The 18,949-nt window shown below is 58.9% G+C and carries 15 protein-coding genes, 4 tRNA genes and 1 pseudogene; 13 read left to right on the top strand and 7 right to left on the bottom strand.

From position 1 onward, the window contains the following. Nucleotides 1–6: 6 nt before the first annotated feature. The 4 genes from ACOYXH_RS21150 to thiO are packed head-to-tail and all read left to right on the top strand — an operon-like array spanning nt 7 to nt 5,137. Nucleotides 7–486 (top strand): pilus assembly PilX family protein, encoded by a 480-nt coding sequence (locus ACOYXH_RS21150; RefSeq protein ID WP_095048697.1) that lies wholly within the window; start codon nt 7–9, stop codon nt 484–486. Continuing rightward, a complete protein-coding gene (locus tag ACOYXH_RS21145; protein ID WP_460409929.1) occupies nt 473–3,562 on the top strand; it encodes a pilus assembly protein in 3,090 nt (1,029 codons plus the stop codon). The genes ACOYXH_RS21150 and ACOYXH_RS21145 overlap by 14 nt, the downstream gene beginning before the upstream one ends. A gap of 15 nt (nt 3,563–3,577) precedes the next feature. After that, complete coding sequence (locus ACOYXH_RS21140) at nt 3,578–3,979, top strand: type IV pilin protein (protein ID WP_095048695.1); 402 nt, start codon at nt 3,578–3,580, stop codon at nt 3,977–3,979. 57 nt (nt 3,980–4,036) lie between these two features. Further along, the gene (gene thiO, locus ACOYXH_RS21135) at nt 4,037–5,137 is read left to right on the top strand and encodes a glycine oxidase ThiO (protein WP_460409928.1); all 1,101 of its coding nucleotides are present in this window, start codon (nt 4,037–4,039) and stop codon (nt 5,135–5,137) included. A gap of 115 nt (nt 5,138–5,252) precedes the next feature. Here thiO and ACOYXH_RS21130 read toward each other — a convergent pair whose 3' ends face one another. The 4 genes from ACOYXH_RS21130 to ACOYXH_RS21115 all read right to left on the bottom strand — a co-directional run bounded on the left by ACOYXH_RS21130 (nt 5,253) and on the right by ACOYXH_RS21115 (nt 9,560). After that, complete coding sequence (locus ACOYXH_RS21130; protein WP_460409927.1) at nt 5,253–6,599, bottom strand: sigma-54-dependent transcriptional regulator; 1,347 nt, start codon at nt 6,597–6,599, stop codon at nt 5,253–5,255. Further along, complete coding sequence (locus tag ACOYXH_RS21125) at nt 6,596–8,185, bottom strand: sensor histidine kinase (protein WP_095125453.1); 1,590 nt, start codon at nt 8,183–8,185, stop codon at nt 6,596–6,598. Before ACOYXH_RS21125 ends, ACOYXH_RS21130 begins: the two co-directional genes overlap by 4 nt. Then, the gene (locus tag ACOYXH_RS21120) at nt 8,175–8,417 is read right to left on the bottom strand and encodes a PP0621 family protein (protein WP_093434843.1); all 243 of its coding nucleotides are present in this window, start codon (nt 8,415–8,417) and stop codon (nt 8,175–8,177) included. Before ACOYXH_RS21120 ends, ACOYXH_RS21125 begins: the two co-directional genes overlap by 11 nt. A gap of 126 nt (nt 8,418–8,543) precedes the next feature. Further along, on the bottom strand, nt 8,544–9,560 hold the full coding sequence (locus ACOYXH_RS21115; protein ID WP_258708833.1) for an outer membrane protein assembly factor BamD: 1,017 nt from the start codon (nt 9,558–9,560) through the stop codon (nt 8,544–8,546). Between the two features lie 151 nt (nt 9,561–9,711). Here ACOYXH_RS21115 and rluD point away from each other — a divergent pair, with 151 nt between their 5' ends. From rluD to ACOYXH_RS21070, 9 genes and pseudogenes are all read left to right on the top strand, one after another. Next, nucleotides 9,712–10,674: a 23S rRNA pseudouridine(1911/1915/1917) synthase RluD gene (gene rluD / locus ACOYXH_RS21110; RefSeq protein WP_016986220.1), complete on the top strand. Its 963-nt coding sequence runs from the start codon at nt 9,712–9,714 to the stop codon at nt 10,672–10,674. After that, complete coding sequence (pgeF, locus tag ACOYXH_RS21105; protein ID WP_460409926.1) at nt 10,671–11,393, top strand: peptidoglycan editing factor PgeF; 723 nt, start codon at nt 10,671–10,673, stop codon at nt 11,391–11,393. Before rluD ends, pgeF begins: the two co-directional genes overlap by 4 nt. Before the next feature lie 129 nt (nt 11,394–11,522). After that, nucleotides 11,523–14,087 (top strand): ATP-dependent chaperone ClpB, encoded by a 2,565-nt coding sequence (gene clpB, locus ACOYXH_RS21100; RefSeq protein WP_095048690.1) that lies wholly within the window; start codon nt 11,523–11,525, stop codon nt 14,085–14,087. Between the two features lie 297 nt (nt 14,088–14,384). Continuing rightward, nucleotides 14,385–14,460 (top strand) — tRNA-Asn (locus tag ACOYXH_RS21095). A 9-nt stretch (nt 14,461–14,469) separates the two neighbouring features. Next, nucleotides 14,470–14,546 (top strand) — tRNA-Pro (locus ACOYXH_RS21090). Nucleotides 14,547–14,551: 5 nt separating this feature from the next. After that, nucleotides 14,552–14,627, top strand: a tRNA-Lys gene (locus ACOYXH_RS21085). Between the two features lie 97 nt (nt 14,628–14,724). Further along, nucleotides 14,725–14,801: transfer RNA gene (locus tag ACOYXH_RS21080), tRNA-Pro, on the top strand. Between the two features lie 165 nt (nt 14,802–14,966). Beyond that, nucleotides 14,967–15,737: pseudogene (locus tag ACOYXH_RS21075) on the top strand (MCP four helix bundle domain-containing protein); the annotation flags it as partial. Further along, the gene (locus ACOYXH_RS21070; protein WP_371044025.1) at nt 15,729–16,592 is read left to right on the top strand and encodes a methyl-accepting chemotaxis protein; all 864 of its coding nucleotides are present in this window, start codon (nt 15,729–15,731) and stop codon (nt 16,590–16,592) included. The pseudogene ACOYXH_RS21075 and the gene ACOYXH_RS21070, both read left to right, overlap by 9 nt. A gap of 63 nt (nt 16,593–16,655) precedes the next feature. Here the strand turns inward: ACOYXH_RS21070 and ACOYXH_RS21065 are convergent, their stop codons facing one another. The 3 genes from ACOYXH_RS21065 to ACOYXH_RS21055 form a co-directional block, all read right to left on the bottom strand. After that, nucleotides 16,656–17,063: an HvfA family oxazolone/thioamide-modified RiPP metallophore gene (locus ACOYXH_RS21065; protein WP_016986236.1), complete on the bottom strand. Its 408-nt coding sequence runs from the start codon at nt 17,061–17,063 to the stop codon at nt 16,656–16,658. A gap of 316 nt (nt 17,064–17,379) precedes the next feature. Further along, nucleotides 17,380–18,678 carry an NAD(P)/FAD-dependent oxidoreductase gene (locus ACOYXH_RS21060; RefSeq protein WP_016986237.1) on the bottom strand — a complete coding sequence of 433 codons (1,299 nt, stop codon included), beginning with the start codon at nt 18,676–18,678 and terminating at the stop codon, nt 17,380–17,382. Between the two features lie 66 nt (nt 18,679–18,744). Continuing rightward, nucleotides 18,745–18,918 carry a DUF3094 domain-containing protein gene (locus tag ACOYXH_RS21055; protein ID WP_007909875.1) on the bottom strand — a complete coding sequence of 58 codons (174 nt, stop codon included), beginning with the start codon at nt 18,916–18,918 and terminating at the stop codon, nt 18,745–18,747. Between the last annotated feature and the right edge of the window lie 31 nt (nt 18,919–18,949).

The raw sequence follows: 18,949 nt of genomic DNA, 5'->3' as shown, positions 1-18,949 counted from the left end.
GCGCTGATGAGGATTTCTCTTCACTCCCGTCAGACTCAGCAAGGCATGGTGTTGCTGGTCAGTCTGGTATTCCTGCTGTTGTTGACCCTGATTGGTTTGTCGTCGATGCAAAGCGCCAACCTGCAGGAAAAAATGGCCGGCAGTGTGAGCCTGCGCAATCAGTCGTTCCAGACGGCCGAGGCGGCTCTGCGTGTTGGGGAGAGCGCTGTGCAACTGGACAGTTATTCGCTCGCCGTGTGCAGCGGCACCACCCAATGCGCACCGCCGGCGGAGTCGTCGGTGGTCAGTGCGGCGGGGTTCAACTCGACCTCCGGGGTGACCTGGATCGCCGCCGGCAATGGTTTCTATGGTGTGCAGAACATCGGCACCACACTGACCGCCGTCAACGTGCCGAGCAACACCTCTGCGACGTTGTATCGCGTCACCGCTGTCGGCATTGCCGGCAGCTCGCGCAGTGTGGTGGAGAGTGTCTATGCGAAGTATTGAACGCTGCACATCGCTGCTGCTCGGCCTGCTGCTGAGCTTGTATCTGGCGACGCCCGTCTATGCATTCACGCCCTCTGATTCGCCGCTGTTGAGTGCTGCAGCGGTGCCACCGAATGTGATGCTGCTGATTGATGATTCGGGGAGTATGAACAGCATCATTTACGCCGCCGGATTTGATCCGAACATCAACCGTGCACCCGCCCGGCAGTGCAATGCCTTCCTGGGATTGTGCTCTGCGCTCAATGCTCCGCAGATCACCGGCGACACGGTGTTTCTATCGAGCCTGCCGACCTCCGGGTGCTCGGGCGGCGCCTATGCGTTCTACAACAACAGCGTGGCGCCGTTATGCCTGAAGCTGCCCGACCCCGTAGGCAATGAGAACACCCGATATTCCGCCGATTACATTTCCTATATCGTCGGCCTGGCCACGAGCAACGGCACCCGTGACTTCACCACAGGGGCGATTCCCAACGATTACCGAATGAACGTTGCGCGTAACGTGTCGACGGCGCTGGTCACCAGCAATCGCACTTTGCGTATTGGTCTGTCGACTTTCAACCCGGTCACCAACAACGACTCTGGTAATGGCGGTTATATCGCCCGCTCGATCAGCGACTTGGCGCCGGTGTCCGGGAGCGTCACGCAGGCGCAGGCAGACACCAACTACAACGCGCTGATCTCATCGATCAATGGTTTGAGTGCCGTGGCCAACACGCCGTTGGCAGAAACCTACTATGAAATCACCCGCTACATGCGCGGTATGGCGCCTTACTACAACAGCACGCCCGCGACCTACACCAGTCCGATCCAGTACCGCTGCCAGAAAAATTATGGCGTGGTGATAACCGATGGCTTGCCGACCTTCGACCGTACCTTTCCGAGCAACGACCCATTGGGCGGCAGCCGGTTACCGAACTGGGACGGTGTCAGCAATGACGGCAACAACCTCTATGGCGACAAAGAAGGGGATACGCTGTATCTGGATGACATCGCCAAGTTCGCCTTCGATATCGACATGCGCTCGACCGGTACCGACGCGGCGGGCAAGAGTTGGAACGCGGTGGATTTTCCCAAGCAGAACATGAACACCTATACCGTGGGCTTCACCGCCGACAACGACATGCTCTCTGACGCGGCAAGTTACGGGCAAGGCCGGTACTATCAGGCCACCGACAGCACGGGTCTCAACAACGCGCTGTCCTCGGCATTGAGCGATATCACTTCCAAGGCCGGCTCCGGCGGGGCGGGCACCGTCAGTGGGACAACGATCAGCAGTGGCAGCAGCTTTTATCAGACCACTTACGATCCCAAGGACTGGCGCGGCACGATCAAGTCATTCGGCTTTACCTCGACCGGAACCGTTAATACATCGACAGCACTCTGGAACACTGACACGACAATCGTGCCAGGTGCGACCGCACCGACCTATCAGTCCTGGAACACCGCAAGCAACGCCGCTGTGACGCTGACCTACGGAAATTTTTCCGCCGCACAGCAGGCCACGCTGAATCAGGGCCTGCCCACCGGCATTACCGGGATTGACCTGGTGGAGTGGAGCAAGGGCACCAACAAAACCGGGCTCAAGTCACGCAGCGTGTTATTGGGCGACATCATCAATTCGCCATTGGTGCTGGCTTCACCTACCGATAAAACCGCCTCAGACCTGTCGGGCGATACCTCTTACTCCTCCTACCTGACCACTAAAGCGGCGAGCATGAATGCAAGCCTGGTGGTAAATGCCAACGACGGTTTCGTCAACGTGATCAACTCGGCCAACGGCACCCGGCGTTACGGTTATATGCCGTCGAGTGTATTGCCGTCGCTGCGGCTGATTGCCGATCCGAGCTACATCAACGGTGTCAGCCACAAGTTTCTGGTCGATGGCCCGGTCGGGGTTTATGACGCGCAATTCAACAGCGCTTGGAAAACCTTGGCCATCGGCGGCACCGGCGCCGGCGGTAAGACGTTCTATGCGCTGCAACTGTTCGACGCTTCGGCTGGCAACGTAATGCGTGCGCTGTGGGAAGTGAGTGGGCCAACGACTGCGAACACCGCAAATGTTTTCAATGATCTGGGTTATGCCTACGCCCGGCCGGAAGTGGCACGCTTGGCCGATGGTCGCTGGGCGGCGTTCATTTCCAACGGTTACGGCAGCAACTCCGGCGTGGCGGCGTTGTATGTGCTGGACGTACGCGATGGTTCGCTGATCAAGAAAATCGTAATCGACAGTTCGGAAACCACTAACGGTCTGTCGTCGGTGAAGCTCAAGGTCAATTCGCAAAATGTGGTGCAGGCTGCCTATGGCGGTGACTTGCGAGGGCGCTTGTGGAAGTTCGACCTCAGCGCTACTGCGCCTGAAAGCTGGGGCGTGGCGTTTTCCGGCAAGCCGCTGTTCACCACGGCAGGCGGCGCGAGTCAGCCGATCACCGCGCAACCATTGCTGGCGGACAATTCATTGGGTGGCAAACAGATTTTCGTCGGTACCGGTAAATTCAACGAAACTGCAGACAAGGCCAACAAGGATTTGCAGGCGTTTTACTCGGTGTGGGATGCCGATGGGGGCTCGGGACAGCTCACGGTCAGCAGTTTGCAGGCGCAGGCGATAACCGGTTCATTCTCCGGCAGCTCCGGGCAATTCCTGACCACAACTCAAAATGAGACGACTTATCCGGGGGAGAAGGGCTGGTATCTTCCGCTGGTGTACAACAACGTGCTGACTGGCGAGCGGGTGATCAATCAGGCGAGTATCGTGCTGGGCCGTATTGTCTTTACCACGGCGAGTGTTGATACCACTGATCCCTGTGCGAGTTTTGGTACCGGCAAACTGGTCGAACTGGATGCGTTCAGCGGTAAGATGCTCAATTACGCCGTGCTGGACACCAGCTCTGACGGTTTGGTCGACAGCAATGACTCGATCTCCAGCGGAGTGATATTCACCGGTGGCATTCCGACCCTGAACTTCGTCTCCAGCGATGGCAAGCGCAAGGGGACGACCGACACCAGTGGCACCATCACGATCATTGTGGAGAAGGGCGGCGGCGGCAGTCGTCGTATCATGTGGCGGCAAATACAGTAAGTGAGAGTTTGAGGCATGCGCAGATCCAACCGTGGTTTCACCCTGATCGAAATCATGATCGTGATTGCGATCATCGGTATCGTCATCACCATCGCCGCACCGAGCTATACCGAATACGTAAAAAAAGGCCGCCGCGCTGAAGTGGTGGGATTGCTCTCGGAGCAGGCGCAAACCCTCGAGCGTTTCTACACCAAGAACAATGTCTATACCGGCATCACTGGTCTGAGTACGGGTAATGATTTCTACACGATTATCCCGACCATCGCTGACCAGACCTTCCTGCTGACCGCTACCCGTAAAACGGGTACCTCCATGGCCACCGACAAGTGCGGGGATTTCACCCTGACCAACACCGGTGTCCGCAGCATGAACAACGCGACCACCGGGCTGACCACCAAGGATTGCTGGGGCCGCTGAGGCGCTTTCTTTCGGGTGCCATTTGCGCCCACTGTCTTATTTACGGTTGGATCAAACATGACCAGGCAACAGCAAGTGGTGATTGTCGGTGGCGGAGTGATTGGCCTGCTGACCGCCTACAATCTCGCCTCCGAAGTGCGCAGTGTGGTGCTGCTCGATCGTTCGAACCTCGGCCAGGAATCGTCTTGGGCCGGCGGCGGTATCGTTTCGCCGTTGTATCCGTGGCGTTATAGCCCGGCGGTCACGGCGCTAGCGCACTGGTCGCAGGACTTTTATCCACAGCTCGGCGAGCGATTGTTCGCTGACACTGGAGTGGATCCTGAAGTGCACACCACCGGCCTGCACTGGCTGGATCTGGACGATGAAGCCGAAGCACTGGCCTGGGCCGAGCGGGAGAACCGTCCGCTGAGGGCTGTGGATATCTCGGCTGCACATGATGCGGTGCCGGTGCTTGGTGGCGGTTTCTCGCGGGCGATCTACATGGCCGATGTCGCCAACGTGCGCAATCCGCGCCTAGTCAAATCACTGAAAGCTGCACTGCAGGCATTACCGAACGTGACCATTCACGAACAGTGCGAAGTCAGCGGCTTTGTCCAAGAGGGCGAGCAGGTAATTGGAGTCGAGACATCGATGGGTGTAATCAAGGGCGATCAGGTCGTGCTGACGGCAGGGGCGTGGAGCGGTGATCTGCTGAAGACGCTGGACCTGACGTTGCCGGTCGAACCGGTCAAAGGCCAGATGATTCTCTACAAGTGCGCGGCGGACTTTTTGCCGAGCATGGTATTGGCTAAGGGCCGTTATGCGATTCCGCGTCGTGACGGGCATATCCTGATCGGCAGCACGCTGGAGCACGAAGGTTTCGACAAGACGCCGACCGATGTGGCCCTGGAAAGCCTGAAGGCTTCAGCGGTTGAGTTGTTGCCGGCGCTGGCGGATGCCGAAGTGGTCGGTCACTGGGCGGGGTTGCGTCCGGGTTCGCCGGAGGGGATTCCCTACATTGGCCGGGTGCCGGGGTTTGACGGGTTGTGGTTGAACTGCGGGCATTACCGCAATGGACTGGTGCTGGCGCCGGCGTCGTGTCAGTTGTTTGCCGATGTGATGCTGGGAAGGACGCCGATTATTGATCCGGCGCCGTATGCGCCCGAGGGCCGGATCTAGTCAGATATATCTGTTGAGCCTGGCAGATCGCTTTCGCGAGCAGGCTCGCTCCCACACTGGATTTTGTGACCGACAAAGATCAACTGTGGGAGTGAGCCTGCTCGCGAAGGGGCCCTCAATCCAGGCCCAGTTTCTTCAGCCGATAGCGCATCGAACGAAACGAAAGACTCAACCGCTGCGCCGCCGCCGTGCGATTCCAGCGCGTTTCTTCCAGCGCCTGCAAGATCAGCTTCCGCTCGACGTTCTCCAGATAATCTTCCAGATTATCGATCTGGGTCAGATCGGCAATCCCGCCATCCGCCGCGCAGTTGCCTTCGCTCAGACGTAAATCTTCAGCCTCGATCGTGCGGTTTTCACATAAGGTGTGCGCGCGCTCAAGCACGTTCTCCAGCTCCCGCACATTCCCCGGAAACCGGTAATTCTTCAGCGCTTCCAACGCCTGCGGATGCAAGCGTGCTGCCGGCTGGCCGGTGTCCTTGGCCAAACGCTTGAGCATATTGGCCGCCAGCACTTCAATGTCATCACGGCGCTCGCGCAGGGGCGGCACGCGCAATTCAATCACGTTCAAGCGGTAATACAGGTCCTGACGGAAGCGTTCGGCCGCCACCTCCGCGTCGAGATCCTTGTGTGTGGCGCAGAGAATCCGCACATCAACCACGCTTTCCTGCTGGCCGCCGACACTGCGCACGGCTTTTTCCTGAATCGCCCGCAGCAGTTTGACTTGCATCGACAACGGCAAGTCCGCCACTTCATCGAGAAACAACGTACCGCCATGGGCTGCCTGAAACAACCCGGGCTTGTCCTCGACCGCGCCGGTGAAACTGCCTTTGCGATGTCCGAAGAATTCGCTTTCCATCAGCTCGGAAGGAATTGCCCCACAGTTCACCGGCACGAACGGATGGCCGGCGCGCGGCCCTTGTTCATGGATCAGCCGCGCGACCAGTTCCTTGCCGCTGCCCGACTCGCCACTGATGTACACCGGCGCCTGGCTGCGAGCGAGTTTGTCGATTTGCTTGCGCAGAATGCGCATCGGTGGCGAATCGCCGAGCAAGCGCCGATCAATGGAGGTAAAGCTGCCTCCCGCCGCCGGCATGCGCAGGGCTGTGCCGACCAGTTCGCGCAGGCGCGTAAGGTCGACCGGTTTGGTCAGGAAGTCGAAAGCACCTGCTTTCAAAGCGTTGATGGCCGTTTCCAGGCTGCCATAAGCGGTGATCATCGCCACCGGCAGTTGTGGATAACGTTGCTGAATGTGCTGCACCAGCTCCAGCCCCGTACCGTCGGGCAGGCGCATGTCGGTCAGGCACAGATCGAAACTCTCGCGGTTCAGCAGCGCCTGGGCTTCAGCCAGATTGCGTGCGCTGTAGGTGTCGAGCTTCATCCGTCCCAGGGTGATTTCCAGGAGTTCGCGGATATCCGGTTCGTCGTCGACGATGAGAATTTTTTGCCGTGGGCTCGTATTCAACTTTGTTTCCGTCCGTGAGCAAAGGTGATGCGAAAGCAACCGCCGCCTTGGCGTGACTGAAAGTCTAGGCGCGCTTGGTTGCTTTCGCACAGCTCACGGGACAGATAAAGCCCAAGGCCGGTGCCCTGGCTGCTGGTGGTGAAGAAGGGTTCGAACAGATGTGTCTGTTCATCGGCAGGCACGCCGGGGCCGTTGTCCTGCACTTCGAGGACCGCCAACTGGCTGTCGGGATCACTGAACAACGAGAGCCAGACTTCGGCCTGATCATGCAGCAGGGCGCTGTGGCGCCAGCCATTGCGTAGCAGATTGTCGAGAATTTGCGTGAGCTGGTTCGGGTCCATCAGCGTGGTGAAATCTCCCGAATTGATCCGCAGGTGAATCTGCTGGCGTTCGCTGGCCTGTTCACGACTTTCGACAACGAAGTTTTCCAGCCATGGCTTGAGATCCAGGCGTTGCGGCGCGCTTTGCTGGCGGCGAGACAGTTGCAGGACGTTTTCGATGACTCGGTTCATGCGCTGGGAGTGGTCTTGAATGATCTGCGTCAGACGCCGATCCGCGCTATCGAGTTCCTCGGACTCAGCCAATAGCTGCGCGGCGTGACTGATGGCGCCCAACGGATTGCGGATCTCGTGGGCGATGCCGGCGGTCAAGCGCCCGAGTGCGGCGAGCTTAAGTTGCTGGGCTTGCTGGGCGATTTGCGCGAGGTCTTCGAGAAATACCAGGGTTTGCTGGTGGGGGCTTTGTTCGAGGGCAATGAAGCTCGGTTGCAGTTCCAGGCCGTTGCCGGGGATTTTCAGACTCTGCGGGCGCAAGGTCGGGTTGTTCAGCCACAGTTGCAGGCGATCGACCAGCGCCGTGGAATAGTCATCGATCAAATGCCCCTGAAGGTGCGACTGCGCGAGCAGGGTTTGCGCGCTGTGATTGGCCAGTTGCACTCGCCGCGCCTCGTCGAGCACCAGAATGCCGGTGCGCATGCGTTGCAGGATCAGCGCGTTGAGGGCTTCGAGGCTGACCACTTCACTGGCACGTTGCTCGGCAAGGGTTTCGCTGACTTCGAGGCGGCGGATCAGTCCCTGCACCAGCAACGACGCGGCAAAGCACAGCGCACCGAGGGTGCCGGCCTGCAAGTATTCATTGGCGCTAAGGGGATGGTTGAAGCCGAGCAGGAAGCTCGAGCCGACGATGCCCAGCGCACCGATGGCGGCGATCAATAGCCCGATGCGCCGCCGTAGCAGGGTGTTGCTGATCGCCACCGAGACAATCAGCAAATTGCCCAGCGCACTACCGACGCCGCCCGCAGCAAAGAACAAACCGCATAAAAGCAGGACATCGACGAGGGCCAGACTGAACAGCTGCGCTGGCCGTCGGGTGTTCTCAAGGAACACCACCAACAGAATGTTGAGGATCAGATACAGCCAACTGCCAGCGCGCAGCAATTCGTCGTTGGCCGACGTCAGCAGGCGGTTGTCCATGTTGCTGGAGATCAGCAGCACCAGCGTGATGCCGATACTCAAGCGGTAGAGATGATAAAGGCGCAGCAGGCGCTGCGCCTGTTTGCTGTCGGCGTGGGTGGCCTCAGCGATCACGGGTACCCGGGCCTTGCTCAAGGTGAGCCTGGCTGCAATACCACTGTTGTTGCACGCTCAGCGCGCGGTCGCGCGGCAGATGCACGCCGCAATGGGCGCAACGCACCATCGGTGGGGCGTCCTGTTCGCGAGGGGCACGGTTGGATTGGTTGGACGCGGCAGGCGCCTTGAATTTACGCCACAACCATATCGCGGCAAAAATCACGACGATCCAGAACAATAAACGAAGCATGATGAGCGGCTTTCCGACTGATGATCCGGCAGTTTAGCCAAGCTCCCGACAAGCGCACAGCCTATTAACGCGCGGCAATAAAAAAGGGAGATCCGCAGATCTCCCTTTTCGGTGCAAACGGTGTGATCAGTCGAACACGCCGAAAGTCATGTAGCTGAACCACGAGCGGTCGGTGTTGCTCGACTCAGGCTCTGGCTCTTCGATCACGTCGCCGTTTTCGTCTTTAGGCTTGAGCTCGTTCGGAATCGCGTCTTTCGCGTCCTGGAACTGCTTCTGCACGTCCTGGTTGGCGCGGGTTTCTCCCGGCGGCAGCGGTGGACGCGACTCGATCAGACCCAAAGTCGCCTTGCTCAGGAACGAACGGTTGTCGGCTTCGGCAACCCGTGGCACGAACTGGCCGTCTTGCAGGCTCGGGTGGTTCGGGTAGTTGAGCTTCAGGGTTTCCAGACTGGTGGCTGCCAGGTCGTCCAGGTGCAGACGCTGGTAGGCTTCAGTCATCACCGCCAGGCCGTTGCCGACCGATGGGGTTTCCTGGAAGTTTTCCACTACATAGCGACCACGGTTGGCAGCGGCTACGTAAGCCTGACGGGTCAGGTAGTAGTCAGCCACGTGGATTTCGTAGGCGGCCAGCAGGTTGCGCAGATAAATCATGCGCTGCTTGGCGTCCGGCGCGTAGCGGCTGTTCGGGTAGCGGCTGGTCAGCTGGGCGAACTCGTTGTACGAGTCGCGCGCGGCGCCCGGGTCACGCTTGGTCATGTCCAGCGGCAGGAAGCGCGCCAGCAGGCCGACGTCCTGGTCGAAAGACGTCAGACCTTTCAAGTAGTACGCGTAATCCACGTTCGGATGCTGCGGGTGCAAACGAATGAAACGCTCGGCAGCGGATTTTGCTGCTTCCGGCTCGGCGTTCTTATAGTTGGCGTAGATGAGCTCCAGCTGTGCCTGATCGGCGTAGCGACCGAACGGATAACGCGACTCCAGAGCCTTCAGCTTGGCTGTGGCGCTGGTGTAGCTGTTGTTGTCCAGGTCAGTCTGAGCCTGCTGATACAGCTCGGCTTCGCTGAGGTTTTCGTCTACGACTTCCTTCGATGAGCAAGCAGCGGTCAATGCGAGGATGGCGATCAGCAGCAGGTGTTTCACTTGCATGGCGGCTTGCGTCCCTATGACGGCCGCTGTCTTGGGCGGGGCCGTCCTGTTATGATGAGCGCCCCGTTGAAAAGCCTCGGGGCAAAAGACGCCGTATTTAACCACAAGCGCGCAGCCGAAACCAAAAGCTGTGCCGACGCACAGTCAGAGCATGTCCGATAAAATTGAACTTCGCGCAGAGGTGCCGTCCGAATTGGGCGGCCAACGCCTCGATCAAGTCGCTGCCCAACTCTTCGCTGAGCACTCTCGCTCGCGCCTTTCCGCCTGGATCAAAGAAGGTCGCCTGACTGTGGACGGGGCGGTCATCCGCCCTCGCGACATCGTGCACGGCGGTGCCATCCTTGAGCTGACTGCCGAGCAGGAAGCCCAGGGCGAATGGATCGCCCAGGACATCGAACTCGACATCGTCTATGAAGACGACGACATCCTGGTGATCAACAAGCCTGCGGGCCTGGTGGTACACCCGGCTGCCGGTCACGCCGATGGCACGCTGCTCAACGCGTTGCTGCACCATGTGCCGGACATCATCAATGTCCCGCGCGCCGGTATCGTGCATCGTCTGGACAAGGACACCACCGGTCTGATGGTGGTGGCCAAGACCATTCAGGCGCAGACCAAGCTGGTGACGCAACTGCAGAGTCGCAGCGTCAGCCGCATCTATGAGTGCATCGTGATCGGTGTGGTCACCGCTGGGGGCAAGATCAACGCCCCGATCGGTCGCCACGGCCAGCAGCGCCAGCGCATGGCGGTGATGGAGGGCGGCAAGCCTGCCGTCAGTCACTACCGTGTGCTGGAGCGCTTCCGCTCGCACACCCACGTACGGGTGAAGCTGGAAACCGGTCGTACTCACCAGATTCGCGTACACATGTCGCACATCAACTTTCCGTTGGTCGGCGATCCGGCGTATGGCGGCCGTTTCCGCATTCCGCCAGCGGCTAACCCGACGATGGTTGAATCCCTCAAGCATTTCCCGCGTCAGGCCCTGCACGCGCGCTTCCTTGAGCTGGATCATCCGACGACCGGTGAGCGCATGAGCTGGGAGTCACCGCTGCCGGAAGATTTCGTCTGGCTGCTGACCCTGCTCAAGCAGGATCGCGAGGCCTTCGTCGGATGAACTGGCTGACGCCGGACTGGCCTGCGCCGGCCAGCGTCAAAGCCTGCGTCAGCACCCGCGAGGGTGGCGTCAGCGAGGCGCCGTTCGACAGCCTCAATCTGGGCGATCATGTCGATGATCGTCCTGAGGCTGTGGCCGAGAACCGTCGGCGCCTCACCGATCACTTCTCTATACAGCCTGCCTGGTTGCAGCAAGTGCACGGAATTGCCGTGGCGCATGCGGATCCGGGCATTGTTGCGACCGCAGACGCCAGCTGGACAGCAACGCCGGGTATCGCCTGCGCGGCGATGACGGCGGATTGCCTGCCAGCATTGTTCTGCGATCGTGCCGGCACTCGTGTAGCGGCGGCTCATGCCGGTTGGCGGGGTCTGGCGACGGGTGTGCTGGAAGCTACCCTCGACAGTCTCGATGTTCCGGCCGCAGAAGTGCTGGTCTGGCTCGGCCCTGCCATTGGCCCCAAAGCCTTTGAAGTCGGCCCGGAAGTACGGGAAGTCTTCATCAATCAACTGCCTGAAGCAGCAGAAGCCTTCGTACCGAGCGACAATGCCGGCAAGTTCATGGCTGACATCTATAAGCTGGCGCGCCTGCGTCTGGCTGAACGTGGTGTCACAGCGGTTTACGGCGGTGGTTTCTGCACCGTGACCGATCCACGCTTCTTCTCCTATCGCCGTGCGTCACGCACCGGTCGCTTTGCCTCCCTCGTTTGGCTCACCCGCTAAACTGTCTGATCTGCATCAACCCTCTGACGCTTGAATCTTGCAGAATCGACCGCATCTATAGCGGTATCTGGCAGGTTTCTTTATTCAGGATGGTTTTTAGGTCCGGCCTGCTCAAAAGGAAGGTGACTTATGCGAATAGACCGTTTAACCAGCAAATTACAGTTGGCCTTGTCCGACGCCCAGTCGTTGGCTGTCGGCCACGATCATCCGGCGATTGAGCCGGCGCACTTGATGCAAGCCATGCTTGAACAGCAGGGTGGTTCGATCAAGCCTCTGCTGATGCAGGTTGGCTTCGACGTCAACAGCTTGCGTAAAGAGCTGACCAAAGAGCTCGACCAATTACCGAAAATCCAGAACCCGACCGGCGACGTCAACATGTCGCAGGATCTGGCGCGCCTGCTCAATCAGGCTGACCGTCTGGCCCAGCAGAAGGGCGACCAGTTCATCTCCAGCGAACTGGTGCTGCTCGCCGCAATGGACGAGAACAGCAAGCTCGGCAAGTTGCTGCTCGGCCAAGGCGTGAGCAAGAAGGCCCTGGAAAACGCGATCAACAACCTGCGTGGCGGCGAAGCGGTAAACGACGCCAACCACGAAGAGTCGCGGCAGGCGCTGGATAAATACACCGTCGACCTGACCAAGCGCGCCGAAGACGGCAAGCTTGACCCGGTGATTGGCCGTGACGACGAAATTCGTCGCACCATTCAGGTTCTGCAACGCCGCACCAAGAACAACCCGGTGCTGATCGGTGAGCCTGGTGTGGGTAAAACCGCGATTGCCGAAGGTCTGGCCCAGCGCATCATCAACGGCGAAGTCCCGGACGGCCTTAAAGGCAAGCGTCTGCTCTCGCTGGACATGGGCGCGCTGATTGCCGGTGCCAAGTATCGCGGTGAGTTCGAAGAGCGCCTGAAATCGTTGCTCAACGAACTGTCGAAGCAGGAAGGGCAGATCATTCTGTTCATCGACGAACTGCATACCATGGTCGGCGCCGGTAAAGGCGAAGGCTCGATGGATGCCGGCAACATGCTCAAGCCTGCGCTGGCTCGCGGTGAGTTGCACTGCGTTGGCGCGACCACGCTCAACGAGTACCGCCAATATATAGAGAAGGATGCGGCCCTCGAGCGACGCTTCCAGAAAGTTCTGGTGGATGAGCCGAGCGAAGAAGACACCATTGCCATCCTGCGTGGCCTTAAAGAGCGTTACGAGGTTCACCACAAGGTGGCAATCACCGACGGTGCGATCATTGCTGCTGCCAAGCTCAGCCATCGCTACATCACTGACCGGCAGTTACCGGACAAGGCCATCGATCTGATCGACGAGGCCGCCAGCCGCATCCGCATGGAAATCGACTCCAAGCCGGAAGTGCTCGATCGTCTGGAACGTCGCCTGATTCAGTTGAAGGTGGAATCCCAGGCGCTGAAGAAAGAAAGCGACGAAGCGGCGATGAAACGTCTGGAGAAACTCCAGGAAGAAATCGTCCGCCTCGAACGCGAGTATTCCGATCTGGAAGAAATCTGGAACTCGGAAAAAGCCGAGGTGCAGGGTTCTGCGCAGATTCAGCAGAAGATCGAGCAGTCGCGGCAGGAACTGGAAGCCGCGCGCCGTAAAGGTGACCTCAACCGTATGGCTGAATTGCAGTACGGGGTGATCCCGGATCTGGAACGCAGCCTGCAAATGGTCGACCAGCACGGCAAGAGCGAGAACCAGTTGCTGCGCAGCAAGGTGACTGAAGAAGAAATCGCTGAAGTTGTGTCGAAGTGGACCGGCATCCCGGTGTCGAAAATGCTCGAAGGCGAGCGCGACAAGCTGATGAAGATGGAAAGCCTGTTGCACAAACGGGTGATCGGTCAGGAAGAGGCCGTGGTCGCCGTCGCCAACGCGGTACGCCGTTCGCGTGCCGGGTTGTCCGACCCGAATCGTCCGAGCGGCTCGTTCATGTTCCTCGGCCCGACCGGTGTCGGTAAAACCGAGCTGTGCAAGGCGCTGGCCGAATTCCTCTTTGATACGGAAGAGGCGATGGTGCGGATCGACATGTCCGAGTTCATGGAGAAACATTCCGTGGCTCGCCTGATCGGTGCACCACCGGGATACGTCGGCTACGAAGAGGGTGGTTACCTGACTGAGGCGGTGCGTCGCAAGCCTTATTCGGTGATCCTGCTGGACGAAGTCGAGAAGGCGCACCCGGATGTGTTCAACATCTTGCTGCAAGTGCTCGAGGATGGTCGCCTGACCGACAGCCATGGCCGTACGGTGGATTTCCGCAACACCGTGATCGTCATGACTTCGAACCTGGGGTCGGTACAGATCCAGGAACTGGTCGGTGATCGTGAGGCTCAACGTGCTGCAGTCATGGATGCGCTGACGTCGCACTTCCGTCCGGAGTTCATCAACCGGGTCGACGAAGTGGTGATCTTCGAGCCTTTGGCGCGGGATCAGATCGCGGGCATTACCGAGATCCAGTTGGGCCGTCTGCGCAGCCGTCTGGCCGAGCGCGAGCTGAAGCTGGAACTCAGTCCAGAGACGATGGATAAGCTGATCGCCGTTGGCTACGACCCGGTGTATGGCGCACGTCCTTTGAAACGGGCAATTCAGCGCTGGATCGAAAACCCGCTGGCGCAGTTGATCCTCTCGGGTCACTTCATGCCGGGCGACACGGCAACCGGCACTGTCGAGAACGACGAAATCGTTTTCAACTAAGCCTGAGCGCCAATGAAAAAAGGAGGGCCCCACATTGTGGGGCCTTTTTTTTCGTTAGGCTGTTGAACTCAAAGGAAAAGGCTTGTAAAGTGCGCCCCGCAGTCAGTCGCCAAGACGGTCTCAGCTCACTGAGTTGAAATCTGAAATAAGTTGCAAATCATTAACTTGAAAGCAATTTAGGGGGTTGACAGAGGTGTTCTAGGTTGTAGAATAGCGCGCCTCAGACACACGAACGCAGCGATGCGAACGAGTGGCTAGATGCAGTAAGTTTCACCGTTGTAAATTGAAATATGTAGTTCCGTGATAGCTCAGTCGGTAGAGCAAATGACTGTTAATCATTGGGTCCCAGGTTCGAGTCCTGGTCACGGAGCCAATTTCAAGCCGGGGTATAGCGCAGTCCGGTAGCGCGCCTGCTTTGGGAGCAGGATGTCAGGAGTTCGAATCCCCTTACCCCGACCATTTTTGGGTCGTTAGCTCAGTTGGTAGAGCAGTTGGCTTTTAACCAATTGGTCGTAGGTTCGAATCCCACACGACCCACCATTTTTGAAACCAGTTTGCGCTGGGATCGAATCTTAAGATCAGAGGCCAAAAGCGCTGATCGAAGAAGGCGATCTTTGAAAGGTCGCCTTTTTTTTACCGGGGTATAGCGCAGTCCGGTAGCGCGCCTGCTTTGGGAGCAGGATGTCAGGAGTTCGAATCCCCTTACCCCGACCATATTAAAAATCCTCGTATCGAAAGATACGGGGATTTTTTTTGTCCGACAAAAACTCATTTCCCCTTCAAGTCATCATACAACCTGCCGATAGCCCGCTAACACGAGGGGACTGCCATGGCTTTCGCCCCTTGAATCTGGCCAATACAAGAATAAGGGCGTTCGTCATGTTGCTTCGTCAGTTGAATATTGCTCCCCGGGCGGCCCTGGGGTTCGCCTTGATCGCGGTGTTGGTGGCCTTGCTCGGCGTGTTTGCGCTCGGGCAGATGTCGAGTATTCGCGACAGTGAAGTCGCGGTGGAAAATCAGTGGCTGCCGAGTATTCGTGGCGGCGACGAGATTCGCGAGATCATGCTGCGCATCCGCACCATCTCGCTGCGCATGGCGCTGGATCAGGATCCGGCCAACATTGCGACTTACCGCAGCCAGATGGACACCCGCGACAAGGAGCTGAGCGAGAAAATCGCCGCCTACGACAAACTGGTCAACACCCCGGAAGGCCAGCAGCTATATGACCAATTCAAAAAGACCTTCGCCGCTTATCGCAGCGGTATCGCTCAATCCTTCGCCCTCGCCGAGCAAGGCAAACGTGATGAGTTGACCCGGTTGTTGCTGGTCGACATGAAAACCGTCGTCGATGGCTCCGGCAAGCAACTCAACGACCTGGCGGATTTGTTCGCCAAACAGGTCGCCGCCGAAAGCCAGAAGTCCGCTGCGCACTATGAAAACTCGCGCACGATTGTCAGTTTGTTTATTGCGTTGGCCGCGCTGGCCACGGTGGCGCTGGCGATGATGCTCACCCGCAGTATCGTTCGTCCGCTGAGCAGCGCCGTCAGCGCAGCAGAAAGTGTCGCGCAGGGGGATCTGACCCGGCCGATCGAAACCCATGGCAACGATGAAGTCAGTCGCTTGCTCAAAGCCTTGGCAACCATGCAGCAGAACCTGCGCGAGACGCTGCAAGGCATCAGCGGTTCGGCCACGCAACTGGCGACCGCTGCCGATGAACTCAATGCGGTAACTCTCGACAGCACCCAGGGACTGCAACAACAGAACAACGAAATCGAACAAGCCGCGACGGCCGTCAACCAGATGACGGCAGCAGTGGAAGAGGTCGCACGCAATGCGGTGTCGACGTCTGACGCGACCCGTCAATCCAGCGAGTCGGCGCATCTGGGCCAGGTGCGGGTCAGTGAGACCGCCACGGCCATCAATGCACTGGCCAGCGATGTGCAACAGACCGGTGAGTTGGTGCAATCACTGGCCAATCAATCGCAGGACATCGGCAAAGTGCTGGACGTGATTCGGGCGATTGCCGAGCAGACCAATTTGCTGGCGCTCAACGCGGCGATTGAGGCGGCGCGGGCCGGTGAGAGCGGGCGAGGCTTTGCCGTAGTCGCCGATGAAGTGCGGGCCCTGGCGTATCGCACGCAGCAATCGACGCAGGAGATCGAGCAGATGGTCCAGGGCATGCGCAGCGGTTCGAGCCTGGCGCTGGATTCGATGCAGGCCAGTACCGCGCGGGCGACGACCACGCTGGCCTTGGCTGAGCGCGCCGGTGAGGCGCTGCAAACCATTACCGCGTCGGTGCATGAGATCCATGAACGCAATCTGGTGATCGCCAGCGCAGCTGAAGAACAAGCGCAAGTAGCCCGGGAAGTGGATCGCAACCTGGTGAATATTCGTGATTTATCGGTACGTTCTGCCGCAGGTGCTGACCAGACCAGCGCGTCCAGCCATGAGTTATCGCAACTGGCCAATGCCTTGCAGGGCATGGTACGGCGCTTCCAGTTGTAAACGGGCAGACGTGAAAAAGCCGCGTTTCTTTCAGGAGAAGCGCGGCTTGTTTTTTATTGTCGATCAGGCGCCGTCTTGGTCTTTCAGGTGTTCGAACAGGCCTTTCGGCATCTTCTTGCCGTTGGCCTCAAAGTTGGCCTTCACGTTGTTGTAGGCCTCTTGCTCGTCGATGAAACCGTCATGGTTGGTGTCGATCTTGTCGAAGTCGGACTTCGGCGCGACTTTCAGAAATTCGGCGCGCGAGACCTTGCCGTCACCATCGCTGTCAGTCTTGGCCATCGAAGCATCGCCACATTTGCCTTCACCGCATTTGCCTTCCGGCGCTTTCACCGAGGTTTCCGCCGAGGCAACCATGTAGCCCTGCGCCAGTGGCTGAGCGGCAAACACCGAACCGGACAACATCAGGCCGCCCGCCAGCGCGGCGCCGATCAGGCCAATGGATTTTTTACCGAGGGTCGAAGTACGGGACATTTACATTCTCCTGGGCTGCACTGCGCAACCACACGTTAAGGACGATTGCCTGAGCAGGTGTTGCTCGGGTGTGGCCATTAAGCGGTGGCGGTGTATCGCGACTGTGTCGCGCAGCGGGGGAGTTTGTAAGCGAAGGAGGGAAAAGCGGGGCGGGGATACAGTAAGAAACAGATCTTTCGATCAACACAAAACATTGTGGGAGCGAGCCGGCTCCGGGCAGCGATCCGACGAAGAGGTTGTATCAGTCGACATTTTTGTCGTTTGACACGCCGCATTCGTCGGATCGCCGCCCGGAGCCGGCTCGCTCCCACAGGTTTTAGTGCAGTTTCAGACGCGGTTCAGTACCACGGCCAATCTTGCTGCCCAGCATCAGCATCGCTGTGCGGAATGGCCCGTACAGCGCCATCTGGTGCATGCGATACAGCGACACGTAAAACATCCGCGCCAGCCAGCCTTCGAGCATCACGCTGCCGGTCAGGTTGCCCATCAAGTTACCCACCGCCGAAAAACGCGACAGCGAGATCAGCGAGCCGTAGTCGGTGTACTTGTACTCCGGCAAGGTCTTGCCTTCGATGCGCAGTTTCAGCGATTTGGCCAGCAGCGACGCCTGTTGGTGTGCGGCTTGGGCACGCGGCGGCACATTGCGATCGGTACCCGGTTGCGGGCACGCGGCGCAGTCACCGAAAGCAAAGATGTTCTCGTCGCGGGTGGTTTGCAGTGTCGGCAGCACTTGCAGTTGATTGATGCGGTTGGTTTCCAGGCCGTCGATGTCCTTGAGGAAACCCGGCGCGCGAATGCCCGCTGCCCAGACTTTCAGGCTGGCCTTGATCTCGTTGCCATCGGCGGTGATCAGGCTGTCGGCGGTCACTTCGCTGACCGAAGCGTTGGTCATCACGTTGACCCCGAGTTTTTCCAGGGTCTTGTGCACCGGCCCGCTGATGCGCTCCGGCAGGGCGGGCAACACCCGTGGACCGGCTTCGATCAGGGTGATGTGCATGTTTTCCGGTTTGATCCGGTCCAGGCCATAAGCCGCCAGTTCATGGGCGGCGTTGTGCAGTTCTGCCGCCAGTTCAACGCCTGTGGCGCCGGCACCGACAATCGCCACGCTGATCTGCTCGACCACATCGGTTTGCCCGGCGTGTGCACGCAGATAGTGATTAAGCAATTGCTGGTGGAAGCGCTCGGCCTGTTTGCGTGTGTCGAGGAACAGGCAGTGCTGCGCCGCGCCCTGAGTGCCGAAGTCGTTGGTGGTGCTGCCGACGCTGATCACCAGCGAGTCGTATTGCACTTCACGTGCAGGCACCAGTTCTACGCCGTTTTCGTCGTAGGTGGCGGCGAGCTGGATTTTCTTCTGTGCGCGATCGAGCCCGCTCATGCGCCCTAGCTGGAACTCGAAGTGGTTCCATTTTGCCTGGGCAACATAGTTGAGTTCGTCTTCGGAGGAGTTCAGCGATCCGGCGGCTACTTCGTGCAGCAGGGGCTTCCAGATGTGCGTCAGGTTCGCGTCGACCAGCATCACACTGGCCGTGCCGCGCTTGCCCAGAGTCTTACCCAGACGGGTAGCCAACTCCAGACCGCCGGCGCCGCCGCCGACAATAACAATACGATGGGACATAGGGATAACTCGCAAGGTTTTTAAAGGAAATCTTTGTCGTCATTACCCAAGCGAGCGCCAGGCTGCTCATAGCGTCAGGTAACTGATAAATCGGCTCAACAGGCCCAGACCAATGGTCACTGCCAGCACCAGCACGAGGAGCATCCACGGCCGGAAAGGCCGGCGCTCGACTCGGTGTTGGGACAGTTGCAGGTACTCTTCGACATGTTTCTGGTCTTCGGGGTTCAGGCGGCTGGTCATATTTGCCTCGTCAGGTAGACGTTGCTGAATG

The sequence above is a fragment of the Pseudomonas sp. Mb7 genome, from assembly GCF_054790525.1.
This window is presented reverse-complemented; position numbering and strand designations above follow the sequence as displayed.